Origin of the sequence: Corynebacterium canis (genome assembly GCF_030408595.1) — a bacterium.
Taxonomy (GTDB): Bacteria; Actinomycetota; Actinomycetes; order Mycobacteriales; family Mycobacteriaceae; genus Corynebacterium; species Corynebacterium canis.
The window spans coordinates 198,549-218,485 of the sequence record NZ_CP047080.1 but is presented as its reverse complement, the minus strand read 5'-3'; the positions used below and the strand labels follow the sequence as shown (position 1 = coordinate 218,485).

Below are 19,937 nucleotides of genomic sequence, written 5' to 3'. Positions count from 1 at the left end.
AGCATCCAACCGCCGGAGCAAGCTTATGTTCGTATTTCGTCGAACTACGCACTAAACGCGAGGTAGCGATGACCCTAAAAACCACATCGGAGCCGACAGTACGTTGGCTTTCCTTTTCCACACTCTTTGTAATCGGCACAGACACCTTCCTGACCGCGCCGCTCCTCCCGCTATTGCAACGTGAGTTCGATGTAAGCATCGAACGCTCCGGATGGCTGGTGTCCGCCTACGCGCTGGGTTACGCCGTATTTGCGTTCGTCGCGGGGCCAGTGTCGGATTCCCGCGATCGCCGCAATGTGCTCCTCCCCGGCGTCGCGTGCTTCGCCGTAGCCACCGCCGCGTGCGGCCTCACCTGGGGCTTCTGGACGCTCTTTACCGCGCGCCTTTTCGCCGGAATCGCAGCCGCGTTCGTTTCACCGCAGATCTGGGCCGCCATCCCCGTAGTGGTCCCTCAGCAGGCCATCGTGAAAACAATGGGCTATGGCAGCGCCGGTCTTGCCATCGCACAAGTTGTCGGTATTCCGATTGGCGCGTTCCTGTCCTCCGCGGGCTGGCGGCTCCCCTTTTTCGCCATCGCCGCGCTGAGTGTGGCGCTGTGGCTGCTGCTCTACCTGCGCTTCCCCAACGTCCCCGCCGCCCGCTTATCGACGCCGCGGCACCTCAACGTTTTCGCACCCTACGCCCAAATCTTGAATTCGAAAGCCCTTTTGCTTTCGCTACTGGCCTATTTGATCATGCAAATGGGACAGTTCACCGCGTTTTCCTTTATCGGCTCGTGGCTGGCCGCAGACTTTGGCGCTAGCCAAACCGTGATCGGGGCGGCCATGATCGTGATCGGACTCGGCATGGCGGTCGGCTCCTTTGCCGGCCCGCGTTTGGTGGCAAAGATCGGCCAGCAGCGATCCCTCCTCGTTGGCTTCGGCGCCCTGAGTGCGCTCTATTTGCTCACCACCTTTGCTTCGAACCTCGCCTCGGCAGTATGCCTCTTCGCCCTAGTCATGGTGGTGGGTGGCTTCTTGTTCCCCGTCCTGATGACCCACTTACAGAGCCTAGCCACGAACGCTCGGGGTACCGTCTCTTCCTTGGCCAACGCGGCAATGTACCTTGGCACCACCATCGGCGGCGGGATCGGCGGCCACTTGCTCACCGGTTTTCCCGGGTTCAGCGGCCTTGCGGTGTTCGCCATTATCGCCTTTGCGCTATCGCTGGGCGGCTACGCTGCCGCCGGTGCGCTGCGCGCTACCAACCCCCGAACCCCGGCGTAGCTAGCTCCAGTAGTTTCCGCTCAGAATGTCCTTGATCTGCGGCCGCACGTCAAACCAATACACGCCCACGAGCACAATACCTACCCAGCTTAAAAACGGCATGCCCACAGCCACAGCCGCGGAAGCAGCGAGCAGCATGCCCACCCATGCGAACTTGGGATAACGGTCCCCAGCGGTAAATGCGTCATCGCGCGTCGTCAGGGCGGTGATGGCGCCAATTAATCCGCCGAGCGCAATCACGAAGTAAACTCCCTGCAAAGCAAAACTCAGGGCGAGAAAAATATAACTAAATATCACAGCACTTTGCCCTTTCTAGAGTCCAAATAGCGCGTGGCTAACAGCGTAAATCACGAGCCCAGCAAGGGCACCGACAATAGTACCGTTCAACCGGATGTATTGAAGGTCTTTCCCTACCATGAGTTCTATCTTCTCACCTGCCTCGTTCGCATCCCAACGCTGCACCGTCTCCGAGATAATTGAGGTGATCTCATTTGCATAATTATCCGCCAAAAACGCCGCCGCGCCTGCTACCCGCCGGTCCAAGGATTCGCGCAATGCCGCGTCGTCGGTAAGGTTCGCGCCCCATGTTTGCGCTAGCTGCACGATTTTCACGCGCAAGATTGATTCTGGGTTTTCCGCCGCTTCGATCAACGATTCACTCGCGGAGGCCCAAATCGCCTGCGCCGCGTTTTGCACGGGTGTCGACCCCATAATGTCAGCCTTCCAACCTTCGACGCGGCGCTGCATCACCGGATCGAACTGCAGATCGTGCGCCAACTGGGAAATAAACCTACGGATCGCATTACGCGCCTCATGGTTTTTATTTTGCGAAACCGCCGCCGTCCATTGCGTCAATTCTTTGTACACTTTGTCCCCCACGACGTCCTGCAAAATCTTCGGTGCCCACGCCGGCCGACGCTCATCCAATACCCGCACAATAAAGTCCTCGGATTCGATGGCCTTTTTGTGCATCCACCGCACCACTTCCTCCACCATCGGCTCCGTTTTGCCTTCGGCGATAAGCTGGTCCAGCAAACGCCCGGCTGGCGGCGCCCAATCCGGCTCCGCAAGCTTTTGAATTAGCGCGCTATTAATCACGGCCTCGGCGTCTTTCGGATCCAATGCGCGCACGATGTTCGCGGTCAGCCGCCCCGCCTCGGAGGACACCTTTTCGGCGTTTTCTTGTTGCACAAGCCACTCACCTAGGCGCTGCGGTATTCCCGCGGCACGCACTTTTTGCGTAATCAGTTCCGCATTAAGAAAATTCTCGCCCACAAATCCGCCCAGCGAATTACCAATCTGGTCTTTCTTGTTCTTCACAATCGCGGTGTGCGGAATGGGTATGCCTAATGGGTGGCGGAACAGCGCGGTGACGGCAAACCAGTCCGCCAAGCCACCGATCATTCCTGCTTCGGCGGCGGCCCGCACGTATCCGACCCAGGCGGCCGCCCCCTCGGGTTGCGATTCCGCCCACCGGCACAGGAAGAATATTGCGGTGGCCACGAGGAGTAATCCCGAAGCCAGTGCTTTGTAGCGCTTCAGCGAGCGGCGTCGCTCGGCCTCCACTTCCGGCGAAGGACCTGGCACGGCGAGGGGCTCTTGGTCGGCGGCATGCAAAGCGAGGACACTGTCAGACATAGCACCCATTATCCAAGGTTTGCCGCTCTCCGCTTATCGACGCCCCGCCACGCCCGCCGCCGCGCCTACAACGATTCTTCCGTCCCCCACGCCGACCCAAGTACAATGACCTTTATGCTTAGCCCACGAGACCAGCTTATTGCGGCGATCGCTGGGGTCCAAGCGCAAAATAAGGGCCTCACGCAACCGGAAAGGTCCTTGATCCTCAAAACAGAGGGACCTTACGAACTCATTCGCCAAGTCTTCGAAGAAGACCTATTAAATATTGATCGTGAAGCCGCACTGGAAGCTGCTGCTAAGGGTTTAGAAGATTGGGAAAACGCAGGATACGACGTGATTCCAATCTTCGACGATCGATACCCACATCGTTTGCGCCAAGTCCACGACGCCCCTGGGCTGATCTTTAGCGAGGGCTCCCAAGAACCTTCCGATCGCGGAGTTAGCGTTGTGGGCTCTCGCACTGCCACTATTTCTGAAACCCGAGCTGCGGCCGATGTTGCTCGATGCCTCGTCGATTTAGGTATCACAGTTGTATCCGGACTCGCATTGGGAATTGACGCCGCAGCGCATGAAGCGGCCTTGTCCCAGGGTGGACGTACTGTAGCGGTGATAGGTACAGGCTTGGACCAAACGTACCCAACTCAACACGCGAAGCTGCGTGAGCGCATCTCAAGATCAGGGCAGATTATTACCCAGTTTTTCCCTAATACCCCCGTTGCCAAGCGGAATTTTCCTATGCGAAATGCGACAATGTCTGGGTATTGCGGCGCGACAATTGTCATAGCGGCTGGTGAAAACTCCGGCACGAAACACCAAGCTCGCGCGGCCATTGGTCATGGACGCGCACTGATCCTAACGCCAAGTGTTGTCGCGAAGACGACATGGGGAAAAGAATACGTGGATAAGCTTCAAGCACTCATCGCGAAAAGTCCCCAAGAAGCCGCAGACTTGGCACACGAAGCCTTGCTCCGCACCGAAGAAATCAACGACATTTTTGTATGAGCTTTGCATCACAAGTCGATCGGTATCTAAGGTCACAACACTTTCTCATCAGCGCTTCGGATCAATCGCTTTATTCCAGCGCGTGGTTCTGTCCAGTTTGCCATGGTGAAAAGAATGCACAATATGAATTATGTTATATGTGCAATGAACACAGAAAGGCGGCATTGGTGCAGCAATGCCTCCTCGGCAGGTTTAAATGAAGCGAGAGGCCGGATTAAGTCTGTGCTTTACCATACCCTGTATCACTATTACGAAGACTTATGCGGCCCCGAACCAATCGCCTTGATCACCTCCGTACCGTCGACTAAGAACGCCCATCGTAATGAACTCTTTTCCCTAGTGGAAACTGTCGCCAGAAAACTAGGAATAGAGGATCTCGTACGTCCGACATTAACTAGCAATATTTATCACGGCAACACGCGCAGAGAGGACAGAACTCTAGATTCAACTATGTTCAGCTGCACCGAGGTAAGCGGACACGTCCTAGTGATTGAAGATAGCTGGGTAACTGGATCCAATGCCCAATCCGCTGCGGCAGCAGTTCACGCCGCCGGTGCAAGTTATGTAACCTTGCTCGCTGTTGCACGCATGGTCGCTTCCGACACTCTCAGACGGGTTAGCTGCCCATTTATCCCTGGCGGAGTTCCGCATCAATCTCCGTTCCGCGCCCAAGAAATACAACCGCCGCCCCATGTCCTTGGTGGAAGATCATGAGACGGCGGCGTGGAGGTGCCGGGCTCCGCCGTTGATGCGGGGAACCTGACCGGTAGGGCTACCCTCGGGGTTCGTTTGGGTGAACCTGTTGGGTAGCCCTCGTTTTAGTGCTTGCGACCGGTTGCGGCCACGTAGGCGCGGTAGTGTCGGCGTCCGTAGTGGATCAAGCCGAAGCCAAGGACCAAGAATGCGACGGTCATGATAATGCCGAGTACGGTGAAGAACCCGGAGTTTTCTTGGCTACCGACGGATTGGGTTGCCAATCCGAAGACCAGCGTGCCTACGCCAGCCACGGCTGCGAGGACAACGCCCATACCAATCCAGGTGGAGGCGCGCAGCAGCGAGGAGTGCTGGGAGTCCAGGCTGGACGGTACATAGCCGTCAATGTAATGCGGTTCGCCTTCGAACACGCGGAAGGTTTGGTCTTCCCGCGCGGGCAGCGCGTTTGCGTCAGACATGCTGATCGTGCCTTTCGTATAAAACCGTAGGGTTAGCTACAGCTTAGTTGTCCTTCGCGGAGAAAGCCGCACGGGCTCGCTCCTTGTTGATCGCAGCTACCGCAGTCAGGGGGATGCCTGCGGGGCACACATCGGCGCACTCGCCGTACAGCGAACACGGACCGAAGTTAGTTTCGACTTCGTCAACCATCTTGCGGGCGCGCTTGCCGCGTTCTTCCTTGCCAAGGGGCATAAGGGAGAGGTGCACAAGCTTTGCACCGGTGAACAGGTGTGCTGCGCCGTTCGGGCATGCTGCGACGCAAGCGCCACAGCCGATGCAGGCAGCGTGGTCCAGTGCCAGTTCGGCGGTCTGGTGGTTCATGTGCAGGGTGTCCGCGTCGGGTGCGGTACCCGCGTTGATGGAGACGTAACCACCTTGTTGCATGACGCGGTCCAAGGCGGAACGGTCGACGATCATATCCTTAATCACCGGGTATGCGGCGGAGCGCATGGGCTCGATCTTAAGGACGTCGCCATCGTTGTAGTTCACCAAACGCTGCTGGCAGGATGGCTTGTTTTGCTCCGGGCCGTGGGGGCGGCCGTTGACGTTCAAGCCACAGGTACCACAGATACCTTCGCGGCAGTCGGAGGCGAATGCAAAGGGTTCTTTGCCGGATTCGATGAGCCCTTCATTGACGTGGTCAAGGAGCTCGAGGATGGACATCTGTGCGACAGCATCATCCACGTCGATGCTCTCGAAGTGTCCCTCGGTTGTCGGTCCGGCCTGACGCCAGATCTCAAGATGCAGTTTCATTACTTGTAGTTCCTTGTCTGCAGCGGGATCGCTTCGAAGTAGAGCGGTTCTGCGTGGCGGATGAACTTGTTCTCACCGGCGGGTTCCCAGGCGGACACGAAGCACCAGTTTTCGTCGTCGCGCTCGGCTTCGCCTTCTTCGGAGAGGTGGTCGTCACGGAAGTGAGCGCCACAGGATTCGTCGCGGTCGAGGGCGTCAACGCACATCAGTTCGCCGAGCTCGATGTAGTCGGCGACGCGGTTGGCGTACTCGAGGACCTGGTTCATCTCGTCCTTGTCACCGGTAATGCGCAGGTCAGACCAGAACGCCTTACGCAGTTCACGGATCTTCTCAATGCCGGAGGCAAGGTCTTTGACGTTACGGGCCACACCACAGGAGAAGTACAGGATGTCACCGAGCTGGCGGTGGAAGTACTCCGGACCGTGGTTGCCGTTGATGCTCATCAACTTGTTGATGCGAGCCTGTGCGCGTTCTACCGCTGCGACCGCTGCGGGGGCATCCTCAGGCAGGCGCTCGGAACCGAGCAGCGGGCCGAGGTAGTTCGGCACGGAGAACGGCAGGGTGAACCAACCATCCACGGAAGCGGACAGCAGCGAGTTTGCACCGAGGCGGTTTGCGCCGTGGTAGGTCCAGGATGCCTCACCGGCTGCGAACAGACCATCGATGGAGGTCATCTCGTTGAAGTCGGTCCAAAGGCCACCCATGGTGAAGTGACACGTCGGAGCGATACGCATCGGGGAGGTGTAAGGATCCTCACCGATGGCCTCTTCATACATCTGGAAGAGGTTGGAGTAACGCTCTTTAATGGTGTCCTTGCCCAGGCGTTCGATGGAATCGCGGAAGTCCAGATATGCCGAGTTGTGCAGCGGGCCGACACCAAGGCCAGCGTTGATTTGCTGGGAGATGGCGCGCGACGCGACGTCGCGAGGCACCAGGTTACCGAAGGCGGGGTAGCGACGCTCCAAGAAGTAGTCGCGCTCATCTTCGGGGATGGTGTTGGGGTCGCGGTCGTCCTTGGGCTCCTTCGGCGACCAAATGCGGCCGTCGTTACGCAGGGACTCGGACATCAGAATGGTCTTGGACTGCCATTCGGAGTTCACCGGAAGGCCGGTCGGGTGGAACTGAATAAACGACGGGGAAGCCATGTAGGCGCCCTGGTCGTAGGCACGCATGATAGCGGAGGCGTTCGAATTCTTGGCCAGCGTGGACATGTAGTACACGTTGCCGTAGCCGCCGGTAGCCAGGATCACCGCGTGACCGGTGTGTGCCTTGATTTCGCCGGTGATCAGGTTACGCATGACCGCACCCTGACACACCTTCTTGCCATCAATCTCGGACACGATGAGATCAACCATCTCGTTGTGGGTAAAGATCTCCACGGAGCCGAGGTGAATCTGGCGCTGCAATGCGGCCGCAGCGGAAAGCTGCAGCTGCTGGCCGGTTTGGCCACGGGTGTAGTAGGTGCGGGACACCTGCACACCACCGAAGGAACGGGTAGCAAGCGTGCCACCGTACTCACGAGCGAACGGGGCACCGATCGCGTTCATGTGATCGATCACACGAACGGATTCGTAGGCGAGACGCCAGCAGTCAACTTCACGGCAGCGGTAGTCGCCGCCCTTAACGGTGTCTTTCACGTGGCGGTACGCGCCGTCGTTATCCACTTTCTTACCCCGTGCGGAGTTCACGCCACCTTGGGCGGCAATGGAGTGCGCGCGGCGGGGAGCATCGTGGTAGGTAAACGCTTTCACGTCGTAGCCGAGTTCGCCGAGGGCTGCGGCTGCGCCACCGCCGGACAAGCCGGTGCCGATGACGAGGATGCGGAACTTACGACGGTTCAGGGGGGAGACCAGGTTGTAGTGGTCTTTTTGCCATTCCCAAGCGTCTTTGGTGGGGACGCCCTTCGGCGCATGGTCATCGAGAACGCGACCAATGGAAACGCCGTAAACTACAGAAGCCGGAGCTTTGAAGTCGGGCTGGGCAATTGCTTCAGAGTGAGTGCTCATAGGTTTCTCCTAGCCGATCCAGCCTAGGGCGATGGACAGGGGGATGGTGATGTTGCCGACCATCACAGCGGCCGGAACCAAGTACGAGACGAACAGCAGGATTGCCCGCCAACGCTTCCCGGTAATACCCAGGTCGCTGCAGGCGACCCAAATGCCGTGGGAAAGGTGCAGGAAGAGGACAACCATGGCAACGATGTAGAAGATCGCTACCGGCCAGCGGCTGAAGCTGGCGATCATGTTCGCGTAGATCGCGCCGTGCTCGAACTCGGCAGAAGCTGCCGGCGGAACGCCTAGGGTCAGGTCCAGGATATGGAAAATGATGAACAGCAAAAGCACCAAGCCGGTAACGATCATGGTCTGGGTGGCAAAGCTGTTCAGGCCACCCATCAGGTTCGTGCGGCGGAACTTGCCGCGCGACTTGTGCGCACGCCCGGTGAGCGCGAACGCGCCGTAAACGTGCAGGATCAGGGACGCAAGAAGGACAATGCGGAAGATCCACAGCACACCCTCGTGCGGGACGAGCGGCTCACCAACGGAGCGCAAGAACTCACCGTACTCGTCGATGTGATGAACACCATCATGCATGGGCATGAAGATCTTCAAGTTACCGATCATGTGAACCAATACGAAGCCGCCGAAAATCAGGCCCGTAACGGCCATGGTCAGCTTCAGTGCCCATGTCGGGAACTTGGGCCGCTCACGCAGCGGCTTTTCAGTAATTTTGCCGTGCGCGAGCGCGTCACGGTCGTCATATTTAACAGTCATGGCACCTCCAGTGTCGTACTTACCTTACGGCTGTTTGAACTGGCCTTTCCACCTGACGATGGCCCGTGTGACACACGTCACTCCAAAGAATTTGGCCGGTCAGGGCAGGTTTAGGGTAGGCTCACCTGTTTGTGCGAACATTCCAGCAACGCCCGCACGCCCGCGACTAGCAGAATCGGCGAAACGCTTCAATAAATCAACACTTTCGTTGCGTAAAAATCCGGAGTTTAGCACCCCCGAAGCCCTGCCCCCATCTGGATTCATCCAAACGGTTGATACAAGCAAATTTCTGTCGTCTGGGGCCCATCTATTCCGCGCATCTAACCCCTCTCCGGATCCACTGCCAATCCTCGGTATTCAACGCTCTCGCAGGACATGGGCCGGTTCTTAACAATCTTTCACAGCTTCACAAGTGAAGAAGCTAAGGATGCAACACTGTTTACGTCCAAGCTATAGTTGCCGGCATGGGAAAGACCTATGTTGGCTCCCGACTGCGGCAGCTGCGCCGTGAACGAGACCTCAGCCAAGCATCCCTTGCAGCAACGCTGGGACTGTCCGCGAGCTACGTCAACCAAATCGAACACGACGTTCGACCGCTCACGGTTCCGGTCCTCCTTCGCATCACCGAAGCCTTCGGCGTCGATGCCACTTTCTTTTCCCGCGACGATGATTCCAGGCTGCTCGCCGAGGTCCAAGATGTGGTCTTGGACAAGGAGATTTGCCCGACCACGGTGGAGCTCCAGGAAATATCCGAAATGGTGTACAATCACCCGACTTTGGCGCGGGCGATGGTGGACATGCACAGGCGCTACCGGAACGTCCGCGACAAGCTTTCGCTGGCCACCGATACGCGCCATTCGCCGACTCCCGACGCCCCGAGCTCCAGCGCCCACGCGCTTGCCATGCCGCACGAGGAGGTACGCGATTTCTTCTATGCGCGGCAAAACTACCTCGACGCCTTGGACACCGCCGCCGAGGACCTTGCAGACGCCCTAAACCTGGGCCCGTACGATATCCGCGCCACCGAGGATGCCATGACGCGCCGCCTCCAAGATCACGGCGTCACGATCTCGAACACACATTCGGTTGACGGCACGCTGCACCACTTCAATTCGGACACCCGTACGCTTACGCTCAGCGCGCGGCTGAACCCCGGGCAAAAAGCATTCCGCATGGCCGCCGAGCTGAGCTACCTCGAGGTTGGCGAGATCCTCGAAAGCATTCTCGATGAGACGTCGTTTACCTCACCCGAGTCCCGCACGCTGGCATTGCGGGGGCTGGCGTCCTATTACGCGGCGGCGTTGATGCTGCCATACCAGCAATTCCACGCGGCGTCGGAAAACTCCCGCTATGACATCGAATATTTGTCCCAGATTTTCGGGGTGGGCTACGAGACGATCTGCCACCGGCTTTCCACGCTGCAGCGCCCGAATTTGCGCGGCATTCCGTTTACGTTTGTGCGCGTGGACCGCGCGGGGAATATGTCGAAACGGCAGTCCGCAACCGGTTTCCATTTCACACATTCTGGCGGAACGTGCCCGCTCTGGAATGTGTACGAAACCTTTACCAATCCAGGGCAGATCATGCGGCAGATGACGCAGATGCCCGACGGCCGCAACTACCTGTGGATTGCGCGCACGGTGCGGCATCATCGCGGGCGCTATAACGAGCCCGGCAAGCTCTTTGCTATCGGACTGGGGTGCGAAGCCCGCCACGCCGAACGTACGGTCTATTCACAAGGCATGGACTTGGAGAATTTCACCGGCGCGACCCCGATCGGAGCAGGCTGCCGGGTATGCACGCGCGACAATTGTGCACAACGCGCCTTCCCGCCCGTGCACCGCACCATTACTATCGACGCCCATCGCTCGACCGTCGCCCCCTACTAACGGTTACGGTGCTTCCGCATCATCTCCTGCTGAAGTTCCAGCAATTCCGGATCCTCGCGCACGAGTGCCACGAGCTGGCAATCCTGCGGGCCCGTGGCGCCTGGGACGCAGAGTGAACACGGCTCCCCCGCCCGGATTGGGCAGCGCGGCGCGGGGGCTCGACGACGCCGTGTTCGTGGTGTGACCATTGCCTAGACGTTGTCCTTGGTCTCAAACCCCTGTTAGAAGTTGATCATATGGCCACAGATGCCTTCGGCGGCTTCCTTCATCGCTTCCGACAGGGTGGGGTGGGTGTGCACGTTGCGGCCGATCTCCTCTGCGGTGAGATCGAACTTATGTGCCAATGTAAGTTCGGGCAGCAGCTCGGACACATTGGAGCCAACCATGTGCGCGCCGAGCAATTCGCCGAACTCCGCATCCGCCACGATCTTGACAAAACCGGCGGACTCGCCGAGGCCTTGCGCCTTGCCATTTGCGGAGAACGGGAACGTTGCCACCTTGATCTTGCGGCCTTCCGCCTCCGCGATCTCGCGGGCCTTTTCCTCGGTGTAGCCGAAGGATGCGACCTGCGGGTTACAGAAGGTGGCGCGCGGCATCATCATGTAATCGCCAAGCTCCATGGTCTCAGCGTTCGCGATGGTCTCTGCGGCGACGACCCCCTGGGCCTCCGCAACGTGAGCAAGCTGCAGTTTGGCAGTGACGTCGCCAATCGCGTAAATGCCGGGAACGTTGGTGCGCATGCGTTCGTCGATGTCGATGGCCCCGCGGTCGGTAAGCTTCACGCCAGTGTTTTCGAGGCCAAAGCCCTCCACGCGCGGCGCGAAACCGATGGAGATCATGACGCGGTCCACAATCAGCGTCTCCGACTGGGAGCCGTCCTTAGACTCAACATCCACCTCAACGGAATCCCCATTGTCGCGCACACTGGTGGTCTTATAGCCGGTGAGCAGCTTCACGCCGAGCTTCTTGTATTGCTTTGCAATCTCCTTGGACACATCCGCGTCCTCGTTCGGCAGCACGCGATCCATGAACTCCACGATGGTTACGTCCACCCCGTAATTAGAAAGGACGTACGCAAACTCCATGCCGATGGCGCCGGCGCCGACGATCACCATGGAATCCGGGAGGTCGCGGGAAAGAATCTGCTCCTCGAAGGAAACCACATTGCCGGAAAGCTCCACGCCCGGCAGCGAGCGAACCACGGAGCCGGTGGCGATAATGCAATTATCAAAGGTGAGGGTCTTGCCGGCGTCTTTGCCCTCGGTAATAGTGAGCGTCTTGGCATCCTTGAACACGCCGAAGCCATCGACCTCGGTGATCTTGTTCTTCTTCATCAGGAAGTGGACACCTTTAACAATGCCCGAGGAAACCTTGCGGGAACGATCGTGGGCAACGCCGAAATCGAACGAAACATCGCCGGAAATACCGAACAGCTTCGCCTCATGATTGAAAACATGTGCTAGTTCGGCGTTCTTCAGGAGCGCTTTAGATGGGATGCACCCAATATTGAGGCAGACGCCGCCCCAATATTGTTTCTCTACAACGGCAACTTTCAAGCCGAGCTGGGATGCGCGAATCGCGGACACGTATCCACCCGGGCCCGCACCAAGTACAACAACGTCAAAATGTTCAGTCACGGGTTCAAGAATACGTGGTGCACCCTTCTTTGTCGTCACCTTGCGCTATGAAGCAAAGAAAGCACCCCGCATCGCCCTATTCCCTAGCGATGGGGGTGCTTTAGAGGGGTGCACTCGAAGAGTTAAAGAGCCGAACCTTAACCCAACCGTGCGGGAAACCTTAGAGCAGGCGGAACGCCGCCAGGATCCAGCTAATTCCTGAAGAACCTGCATGAGAGAGGTTGCCGAGGGCCGAGTTAATAGCGAGCTGAATCTGCTCAATGACGTTCATTGATTGATCTCCAATCCGTGGTAGTAGTTTGGATGCTCCCAACGTGGCCGGAAACATACTGCCATCAGATGTTAACGTAGAAGCCGCTCGCGCGGATATAGCTAATGCTATGAACCGATAAGGTTCCGCGTTGCACTCTCAGCAATCAGAAGGGAAAATTATGTCCTTTGTGCGTCGTCTCATCGCACCAGCAACTGCCCTGACCTTGGCCGTAGCCGCGTTGACCACAGCTGGCCCCGCCATGGCGGCGGAGCTTAATCCAGCACAGGTTGCTGGCGACACGCCGTTGGCAACCATTAATCCAAGCGCACGCACAGATATTGATCCCCCTGTTTGGCGGGAAAAGCTGAATGGCCGTAACGATGTCCGCGAAATTTGGGCACATTCGCCGTCCATGAACCGCGACGTGCCGTTCGTGATTATCCCGGCGCAGGAAGCTAACCGCCCGACGATTTACCTGCTCAATGGCGCCGATGGCGGCGAGGGTTCCGCGAACTGGATCATGCAGACGGACGTGATTGACTTCTACCGCGAGAAGAACGTCAACGTGGTTATCCCGATGTCCGGCAAGCTGTCCTACTACACGGACTGGGTGAGCGAGGTCCCCGAGCTGGGCGGCAAGCAGAACTGGGAGACTTTCCTCACTAAGGAGCTTCCTGGCCCAATCGAGGGATACCTCAAAGCGAGCAATAAGCGCGCGATCGTCGGCATGTCTATGACCGGCACCACCTCGCTGCTGTACGCCGAGCACAACCCCGGCTTCTACGATGCCGTTGGCTCCTACTCCGGTTGCGCCGGCACGTCCCGCGGCGTCCAGGTTGCATGGGTGGATGAGGTACTGAAGCGCGCCAACCTGAACCATGAGCAGATGTGGGGCCCGTTGGGCACCCCGATTTGGCACTACAACGATGCCCTGATCAACGCCGAAAAGCTGCGCGGCACCGAGGTGTACGCTTCCAACGGTTCCGGCATGACCGGCGAGCACGATGCGATGTCCAGCCCCCGCGTCCAGGGCAATTCGCTGGCCCGCGGCAACCTGGTTGTATTGGGCGGCGGCATTGAGGCTGCGACGAACCAGTGCACCCACGACCTGAAGGCGAAGATGGACCAGCTGGGCCTCCCCGCGGACTTTAAGTTCCGCCCCACCGGTACCCACTCTTGGGGGTACTGGCAGGAGGATCTCCGCGATTCTTGGCCTACTTTTGAGCGCGCATTTAACAAATAGTACGCCGCGCGAATACACGACACCCCGCCATTCCTGAGCTTTGTTTCGGGTTTAGCGGGGTTCGTTTTTGCTTATCGACGCCGCCCCCACACCCTGAGCTTCACGCTTACAGCCCTGCTCGCGCGAGTTATCTTCAGTCACTCTAGTTTCAGCAATTCCTCACGTTCGCAGGCGCGGCGTTTGTGTTTTCACAATCTCGATTTGCCGCCTTCTCAGCGTGCGGAATGAGACAGATCACTCCATTACATTCGCCCTTTACCCCCACCCCCATTGCCCCGCCAACACCCCTTTCAAACACTTGTTAGAACATCCGCTAAACATGCTGTGTACAGCCGAAACCACACCAAACACATAGGCGGCAATCGAACGGCACTCAACCTGAAAAATTCCCCAACCCCGGAGCGCTTTTTCGGGGCCCAGGCCCCCACTTTTGCCGGCGCGGGCGCGAAATAATTTCGTAACAATGTTAACGTAGTATGAGCCAAAACCGTTGCATTGCTTGTTGAAGGCTTGTAGTAAGTAGCCCCAAGATAGAAAGAAGCATCATGAACTTAGCGCGCCGCCTCGCCGCACCGGTCACCGCTCTCGCTCTGGCAGCAGCTGCCTTGGCGTCTGCCGGTACCGCTGCCGCCGCAGATTTGAACCCCGCCCAGGTTGCCGGCGATATCCCGCTTGCCACCATTAATCCGAGCGCTCGCACAGATGTGCCAGAACCGGTGTGGCGTCAAAAGATCGCCGGCCGCGATGATGCTCGAGAGGTTTGGATTTTCTCCCCTTCCATGCAGCGTGATGTCCCCTTCGTGCTCATCCCCGCCAAGGAAGACAACCGCCCGACCATCTACTTGTTGAACGGCGCGGACGGCGGCGAAGGCACGGCTAACTGGATCATGCAGACGAACGTGATTGACTTCTACCGCGAGAAGAACGTCAACGTGGTTATCCCCATGTCCGGCAAGTTCTCCTACTACACGGACTGGGTTGAAGAGGTCCCGTCGCTCGGCGGCAAGCAAAACTGGGAGACCTTCCTCACCAAGGAAGTGCCTGGCCCGGTGGAGAAGTTCCTGAAGGCTAGCAATAAGCGCGCGATCGTCGGTATGTCCATGACCGGCACCACCTCGCTGCTGTACGCCGAGCACAACCCCGGTTTCTACGATGCGGTCGGCTCCTACTCGGGTTGCGCCGCCACGTCTCGCGGCACCGCCGTGTGGTATCTGGATGAGACCCTGAAGCGCGGCAATGTCACCCGCGAGCAGATGTGGGGCCCGCTCGGCACCGGCACGTGGCACTACAACGATGCCCTGATCAACGCGGAGAAGCTGCGCGGCACCGAGGTGTACGTGTCCAATGGTTCCGGCATGTCCGGCGAGTATGACACGCTTTCGAACCCCCGCTTGGGCAATAACTCCATCGCGCAGGCGAACGTGAAGATCCTGGGTGGCGCCATCGAGGCCGCCACGAACCAGTGCACCCACGACCTGAAGGCGAAGATGGATCAGCTGAACATCCCAGGTGATTTCAAGTTCCGCCCCACCGGCACCCACTCCTGGGGCTACTGGGAAGAGGACCTTACCACCTCCTGGCCCACCTTCGAACGCGGTTTTAATGACTAGTCCCGGCTAGGTTCCGGCACTTCCGCCCCGCCTTCCCTCACGAACGAGGGTCGGCGGGGCGTAGACTATTAGGTTTATGACGTCCCCCACGCCGCAGACGCCGATTCCAGCCCCGGATGCCCTCATTGAGATCGATCACCCTGACGTATTGCAGTGGGCGGATTCATGGTCGCAACGTACGGTCGAGGCGCTTGATCAACACCCCCTGCGAGCTGAGCTTGAGCGCCGAATCCGCGACGTCTTGGATACGGATGATCGCATTCCCTTTCCCCTCCGCCGTGGCGAACGTTTGTTCAATTTCTGGCGTGATGCGGAGCATCCGCGCGGGCTTTGGCGGGCCACCGACCCAGCCAGCTACCTCGCGGGCACGCCCTCCTGGGAGACCCTTATAGACGTCGACGCCCTCGCCGAATCCGAGGACGAAAACTGGGTTTGGAAGGGCGCCCACGTGATTTCCCCTTCCTACGATCGCGCGCTGATCCGCCTGTCGCGCGGCGGCGCGGACGCCTCGGTGCTGCGCGAATTCGACCTGCACACCAATGAGTTCGTCACCGACCACCCGTTCCTGCTCGACGAGGCAAAGTCCGACGTGAGCTGGATCGACCGGGACACCTTGCTGGTAAGCACCGATATGGGCGAAGGTTCGCTCACGGATTCGGGCTATCCGGCGCGCGTGTATACGTGGCGGCGCGGCCAGCAATTGGCGGATGCGGAATTGTTTTTCGCCGGTACTCGTGCCGACGTCGCGGTGGGTGCATGGTCCGATAACACCCCCGGCTGGGAGCGGATCATTGTCCAGCGCGCCCTGGATTTTTATCGCAACCAGTATTTCGTGCTCACGGACGATGGTTTGCGCCAGCTGCCGGTACCGGAGGACGCCCAGATCCACGCGCATCGCGAATGGTTGTTTGTGATGCCGCGCGAGGATTTCGCGGGCGTGCCCGCCGGGGGTTTGGGCGTGGCGCGTTTCGCGGAGTTTTTGGCGGGCGATACCGAGCTCGCAACTATTTTCGAACCCACGAATTCCTGTTCGCTCGACCGGCTGCATTTCACGCGCGATTTTCTGCTGGTAGCAACGTTGGATAACGTAGCCACGAAGCTGCTGCGCTTTCGCCTGGGCGCCTGGGGGGAGCCGCCGTTGGCGTTGCCGGTGCCGGAGCATTCCACCGTACACGTGGTCGATTCTTCCCCCCTGCGCGATAATGAGGTGTGGCTGTCCGCGTCGTCGTTTACGCAGCCCACCGCGTTATTGCTTGGCGACGCCGCGACCCCCGCAACGTGGCAGCCCGTCCGCCGCGCCCCCGCCCAGTTCGACGCCGCCGGGATGGAGACGCGCCAGTATTGGGCCACCTCTGAGGATGGCACCAAGATCCCGTATTTTGTCACTGGCCGCTTTACGGCTGCCCCGGTTCCGGCGCTGGTCTATGCCTATGGCGGGTTCGAGGTACCATTGGTCCCGGCCTATTCGGCGATCCGCGGGATGTGGTTGGAACGTGGGAACCTATATGTGCAGGCAAACCTGCGGGGCGGCGGCGAGTTTGGCCCGGCGTGGCACCAGGCGGTGGTGAAAACCCAACGCGAAAAGGTGTTCCAAGACCATGTGGCGGTATTGCGGGATATCGCGGCCCGCGGGCTGTCCACCCCGCGGCTGATCGGGATACGTGGGGGTTCGAATGGCGGGTTATTGTCGGCGGTGGCGGTGACTCGATACCCTTCGGCGATGGGGGCGGTGGTGTCGCAGGTGCCGCTGACCGATATGCTGCGCTATCACACCTGGCTGGCGGGTGCCAGCTGGATCGCGGAGTACGGCGACCCCGAGGATCCGAAAGAGCGTGCGGTTCTCGAATCCTATTCACCGCTGCATCGCGTGGTGGACCGCGGTGAGCGTGCGTATCCCCCGACGCTGGTCACGACGTCGACACGCGATGACCGCGTCCACCCGGCACACGCACGTTTGTTCGCAGATGCGTTGCAGCGCGCGGGGCAGCCGGTGGATTATGTGGAAAACATTGAGGGCGGCCACGCTGGTGCCGCGGACAACGAGCAGGTGGCGCGCATGGAGTCTATAATCGCCGCCTGGCTGATCGAACATCTGGAGAGTAAGAAATGAAACGGCTGCGGTCGACGCCGATCCCCGGTATTCGCGATTCCTATACCGGGGTGTACTTTAACCTCGGCTTCCACGTGCGGCACTATAACCTCGCCCTGCAATATCGGGTGAGTTCGAACTTTTTGCAGGGCACGGCCGTGCTCAGCATGGACAATTACCTGCCGCTGCGGGAGTTGACCCTGGATTTGGTGCCTCAGCTGCGGGTTTCCCGGGTGATGGCGCAAGGCATCGGGGGCTTGGGCATCGAGGTAAAGAAGTTTTCGCAGGCGCACGGCAAGCTGCGGATCGTCTTCGCCGCCACGATCTCCGTCGATCAACAGTTCGTTTTGAGCATTACATACAGCGGCAAACCCACGGCGGTGCGCACGGTGTGGGGCACCCTCGGCTGGGAGGAATTGGAGAACGGTTCGCTGGTGGCCAGCCAGCCAAATGGCGCCCCGAGCTGGTTCCCCTGCGACGACACTCCGGACGAAAAGGCGTTCTATGACATCACGGTGACTTGCGATAACCCATACACGGTGGTGACCAATGGCGCGCTGCTGGGCAAGCGCCGCCACGGCTCCCGCACCACGTGGCATTACCGCTCCGGGCACGCCATGGCCAGCTACCTGGCTACCGTCATGGTTGGCGAATTCGAGCAACTCACCTTGGCCGCGCGCCCCGTCCCCGTGGTGGCGTATCTGCCGCGGGGTGCCCGCCACGATTTCACCCGCGCATTCGCGGACCAACTCCGCATGCTCGAACTTTTTTGCAAACTCTTCGGCCCGTACCCGTTCCAGCGCTACGTAGTGGTCATCACCGAAGACGACCTAGAGATCCCACTGGAGGCCCAAGAGCTCTCCATTTTCGGCCGCAATCACGTCAATGGAAAGTGGGAGCGCCTGATCGCCCACGAGCTCAGCCACCAATGGTTCGGCAATTCGCTGGGCTTGGCGCAGTGGAACGATATTTGGCTGAACGAGGGCTTTGCCTGCTACGCGGAATGGCTTTGGTTCGAACACACAACCGGGGATTTCCCGGCCCGGCATCATTACAATATTTTGCGCCGCCTGCCGCAGGATTTGCTGCTCGCGGACCCCGGCCCCAGACTCATGTTCGATGATCGCGTATACAAACGCGGCGCCCTCACCGTGCACGCCATTCGCTGTTTGCTTGGCGACGCCGCGTTCTTCCGCATGGTGCGCCGCTACGTCGCCGCCGGCCAACACGGCGTGGTGGAGCCGATGGATTTGCGCCTGGCCTGCGAGCTGGCCTGCCGCGAGGAAAACATTCCAATCGCCCGCTTCCATGCGTTGTGGAAGGCGTGGTTATACGAATGCGCCTTGCCACCGTTCCCCGAGGCGCGCGCATGAAGTTTCTAAGCTTCGCCACCGTGTTCGCCGCCGCCTCGGGGTTTATCCTACTGATCGTGGCATCGTGGGCCCTGGGCGAACGCCTCACCGCCGAATTCGCCGCGTATTGGGGGTTGTTTTTCGCCCTCACAGGGCTCCTGGATGGCCTTATGCAGGAGACCACCCGGGCCGTCGGGGCGGCTCGGACACAGCCGCCGGGCACCGCGCGCCCGCTCCGCCTTGGCACCCTCTTGGCGCTGGTCACGGCCGCATTGGTGGTGGCCAGCGGACCCATCTGGATCGGTCTGCTGCTCAGCGCCTATCACCCGCTGGCCATCGTGCTTATGGCCGTGGGCTTGGTCTCCTACACATACCAAGCGGTGCTGGCGGGCGCGCTTTCGGCGATGCAATTGTGGAAGCATTACGCCTGGCTGGTCGCCTTGGATTCCGGGATCCGCCTGGCCCTGGTCCTCGCCGCCTGGATGTTCGGGTGGGGTTTGATGGTTTTTATCGTGGTTACCGTGATCGGCGCGGGGAGCTGGGTGCTGGTGCTCGGGGCGTCGAAAAGCGCGCGTGCGGCGCTCCGCCAACCCACGGACGTAGACCCTCGGCTGTTTGCGCGGCGGGTGGCGGCAACGATGACCGCGACGGGGGCTTCGGCAGCGCTGATCACCGGTTTTCCCACGTTGGTCAAGGGCACATCGGAGCCGACTACGGGCGCGGCGGTGACGCTCGGCGGCATTATTATGGCGATCACGCTGACCCGCGCCCCGATCCTCGTGCCGTTGCAGCGCTTCCAATCGGCGCTTATTGTGCGCTTTATGCGCAAGCCACGAGCGCTCGCCCAGCCGCTCGCAGCTGTGTTCGGTGTCGGCCTTGTGGGAGCGGCCGCCGCATGGCTGATCGGCCCCTGGCTCATGCGCCTGTTTTTCCGCGAAGACATGTTCGTGCCGGGGAACATTTTGGCGATCCTTACGCTGGCTTCCGCCTGCACCGGCGCATTGATGATCACGGGCACGGCCATGCTGGCGAACGAGCGGCACCGCGTGTATTTATTCGGCTGGGTGCTGGCCACGGTGGTGGCCTTTGCGTGCCTCCTGCTACCCACGGGGCTGGTGTGGCGCGTGTGCCTGGCCTTAACGGTGGGACCATTGTGCGGCGTGGCATTGCATCTGGCGGCCGTGTTTTCGCGGCGGCAACGCAGCCCGCTTCCGGCGCCATAG

The 19,937-nt window shown here is 59.7% G+C and carries 16 protein-coding genes; 8 read left to right on the top strand and 8 right to left on the bottom strand.

Annotated features, from left to right (window positions below):
- The first annotated feature begins 68 nt into the window (after positions 1-68).
- Positions 69-1,265, top strand: coding sequence for an MFS transporter (locus tag CCANI_RS00995; RefSeq protein ID WP_146324180.1), 1,197 nt, complete (start codon positions 69-71; stop codon positions 1,263-1,265).
- On the opposite strand, the gene CCANI_RS00990 is transcribed toward CCANI_RS00995, so the two are convergent.
- A complete protein-coding gene (locus CCANI_RS00990; RefSeq protein ID WP_425457324.1) occupies positions 1,266-1,559 on the bottom strand; it encodes a DUF2516 family protein in 294 nt (97 codons plus the stop codon).
- 18 nt (positions 1,560-1,577) lie between these two features.
- Positions 1,578-2,912, bottom strand: coding sequence for a DUF445 domain-containing protein (locus CCANI_RS00985; protein WP_146324181.1), 1,335 nt, complete (start codon positions 2,910-2,912; stop codon positions 1,578-1,580).
- A 105-nt stretch (positions 2,913-3,017) separates the two neighbouring features.
- On the opposite strand from CCANI_RS00985, the gene CCANI_RS00980 reads away from it, so the two are divergent.
- Positions 3,018-3,905: a DNA-processing protein DprA gene (locus CCANI_RS00980; RefSeq protein ID WP_246118203.1), complete on the top strand. Its 888-nt coding sequence runs from the start codon at positions 3,018-3,020 to the stop codon at positions 3,903-3,905.
- An 818-nt stretch (positions 3,906-4,723) separates the two neighbouring features.
- Here the strand turns inward: CCANI_RS00980 and CCANI_RS00975 are convergent.
- The 4 genes from CCANI_RS00975 to CCANI_RS00960 are packed head-to-tail and all read right to left on the bottom strand — an operon-like array spanning position 4,724 to position 8,641.
- A complete protein-coding gene (locus CCANI_RS00975) occupies positions 4,724-5,077 on the bottom strand; it encodes a hypothetical protein (protein ID WP_146324183.1) in 354 nt (117 codons plus the stop codon).
- A gap of 43 nt (positions 5,078-5,120) precedes the next feature.
- Positions 5,121-5,870: a succinate dehydrogenase/fumarate reductase iron-sulfur subunit gene (locus CCANI_RS00970; RefSeq protein ID WP_146324184.1), complete on the bottom strand. Its 750-nt coding sequence runs from the start codon at positions 5,868-5,870 to the stop codon at positions 5,121-5,123.
- Positions 5,870-7,876, bottom strand: a complete 2,007-nt coding sequence (locus tag CCANI_RS00965; protein WP_146324185.1) for a fumarate reductase/succinate dehydrogenase flavoprotein subunit — start codon at positions 7,874-7,876, stop codon at positions 5,870-5,872. The genes CCANI_RS00970 and CCANI_RS00965 overlap by 1 nt, the downstream gene beginning before the upstream one ends.
- A gap of 9 nt (positions 7,877-7,885) precedes the next feature.
- Positions 7,886-8,641, bottom strand: a complete 756-nt coding sequence (locus tag CCANI_RS00960; RefSeq protein ID WP_146324186.1) for a succinate dehydrogenase cytochrome b subunit — start codon at positions 8,639-8,641, stop codon at positions 7,886-7,888.
- 464 nt (positions 8,642-9,105) lie between these two features.
- Between CCANI_RS00960 and ramB the strand changes: the two genes are divergently transcribed.
- Positions 9,106-10,530: an acetate metabolism transcriptional regulator RamB gene (gene ramB, locus CCANI_RS00955; protein WP_146324187.1), complete on the top strand. Its 1,425-nt coding sequence runs from the start codon at positions 9,106-9,108 to the stop codon at positions 10,528-10,530.
- Here the strand turns inward: ramB and CCANI_RS13550 are convergent.
- Entirely contained in the window at positions 10,527-10,718 is a 192-nt protein-coding gene (locus CCANI_RS13550) for a DUF6767 domain-containing protein (RefSeq protein ID WP_146324188.1), read from the bottom strand. The two genes, ramB and CCANI_RS13550, sit on opposite strands and share 4 nt — an antisense overlap.
- Positions 10,719-10,751: 33 nt before the next feature.
- A complete protein-coding gene (lpdA, locus tag CCANI_RS00950; RefSeq protein WP_146324189.1) occupies positions 10,752-12,167 on the bottom strand; it encodes a dihydrolipoyl dehydrogenase in 1,416 nt (471 codons plus the stop codon).
- Positions 12,168-12,598: 431 nt separating this feature from the next.
- On the opposite strand from lpdA, the gene CCANI_RS00945 reads away from it, so the two are divergent.
- The 5 genes from CCANI_RS00945 to CCANI_RS00925 all read left to right on the top strand — a co-directional run bounded on the left by CCANI_RS00945 (position 12,599) and on the right by CCANI_RS00925 (position 19,937).
- A complete protein-coding gene (locus CCANI_RS00945) occupies positions 12,599-13,663 on the top strand; it encodes an alpha/beta hydrolase (RefSeq protein WP_146324190.1) in 1,065 nt (354 codons plus the stop codon).
- A gap of 545 nt (positions 13,664-14,208) precedes the next feature.
- Positions 14,209-15,273 (top strand): alpha/beta hydrolase, encoded by a 1,065-nt coding sequence (locus CCANI_RS00940; RefSeq protein ID WP_146324191.1) that lies wholly within the window; start codon positions 14,209-14,211, stop codon positions 15,271-15,273.
- Between the two features lie 76 nt (positions 15,274-15,349).
- Positions 15,350-17,383 carry a prolyl oligopeptidase family serine peptidase gene (locus CCANI_RS00935; protein ID WP_146324192.1) on the top strand — a complete coding sequence of 678 codons (2,034 nt, stop codon included), beginning with the start codon at positions 15,350-15,352 and terminating at the stop codon, positions 17,381-17,383.
- Positions 17,380-18,735 (top strand): M1 family metallopeptidase, encoded by a 1,356-nt coding sequence (locus tag CCANI_RS00930; protein ID WP_146324193.1) that lies wholly within the window; start codon positions 17,380-17,382, stop codon positions 18,733-18,735. Before CCANI_RS00935 ends, CCANI_RS00930 begins: the two co-directional genes overlap by 4 nt.
- Positions 18,732-19,937 carry a lipopolysaccharide biosynthesis protein gene (locus tag CCANI_RS00925; RefSeq protein WP_146324194.1) on the top strand — a complete coding sequence of 402 codons (1,206 nt, stop codon included), beginning with the start codon at positions 18,732-18,734 and terminating at the stop codon, positions 19,935-19,937. The genes CCANI_RS00930 and CCANI_RS00925 overlap by 4 nt, the downstream gene beginning before the upstream one ends.

Excerpts from the sequence above, each read along its gene's own strand:
- CCANI_RS00995 (WP_146324180.1), top strand. The coding sequence starts at position 69 with ATGACCCTAAAAACCACATCGGAGCCGACAGTACGTTGGCTTTCCTTT.
- CCANI_RS00985 (WP_146324181.1), bottom strand. The coding sequence starts at position 2,912 with ATGGGTGCTATGTCTGACAGTGTCCTCGCTTTGCATGCCGCCGACCAA.
- CCANI_RS00980 (WP_246118203.1), top strand. The coding sequence starts at position 3,018 with ATGCTTAGCCCACGAGACCAGCTTATTGCGGCGATCGCTGGGGTCCAA.
- CCANI_RS00975 (WP_146324183.1), bottom strand. The coding sequence starts at position 5,077 with ATGTCTGACGCAAACGCGCTGCCCGCGCGGGAAGACCAAACCTTCCGC.
- CCANI_RS00970 (WP_146324184.1), bottom strand. The coding sequence starts at position 5,870 with ATGAAACTGCATCTTGAGATCTGGCGTCAGGCCGGACCGACAACCGAG.
- CCANI_RS00965 (WP_146324185.1), bottom strand. The coding sequence starts at position 7,876 with ATGAGCACTCACTCTGAAGCAATTGCCCAGCCCGACTTCAAAGCTCCG.
- CCANI_RS00960 (WP_146324186.1), bottom strand. The coding sequence starts at position 8,641 with ATGACTGTTAAATATGACGACCGTGACGCGCTCGCGCACGGCAAAATT.
- ramB (WP_146324187.1), top strand. The coding sequence starts at position 9,106 with ATGGGAAAGACCTATGTTGGCTCCCGACTGCGGCAGCTGCGCCGTGAA.
- CCANI_RS13550 (WP_146324188.1), bottom strand. The coding sequence starts at position 10,718 with ATGGTCACACCACGAACACGGCGTCGTCGAGCCCCCGCGCCGCGCTGC.
- CCANI_RS00945 (WP_146324190.1), top strand. The coding sequence starts at position 12,599 with ATGTCCTTTGTGCGTCGTCTCATCGCACCAGCAACTGCCCTGACCTTG.
- CCANI_RS00940 (WP_146324191.1), top strand. The coding sequence starts at position 14,209 with ATGAACTTAGCGCGCCGCCTCGCCGCACCGGTCACCGCTCTCGCTCTG.
- CCANI_RS00935 (WP_146324192.1), top strand. The coding sequence starts at position 15,350 with ATGACGTCCCCCACGCCGCAGACGCCGATTCCAGCCCCGGATGCCCTC.
- CCANI_RS00930 (WP_146324193.1), top strand. The coding sequence starts at position 17,380 with ATGAAACGGCTGCGGTCGACGCCGATCCCCGGTATTCGCGATTCCTAT.
- CCANI_RS00925 (WP_146324194.1), top strand. The coding sequence starts at position 18,732 with ATGAAGTTTCTAAGCTTCGCCACCGTGTTCGCCGCCGCCTCGGGGTTT.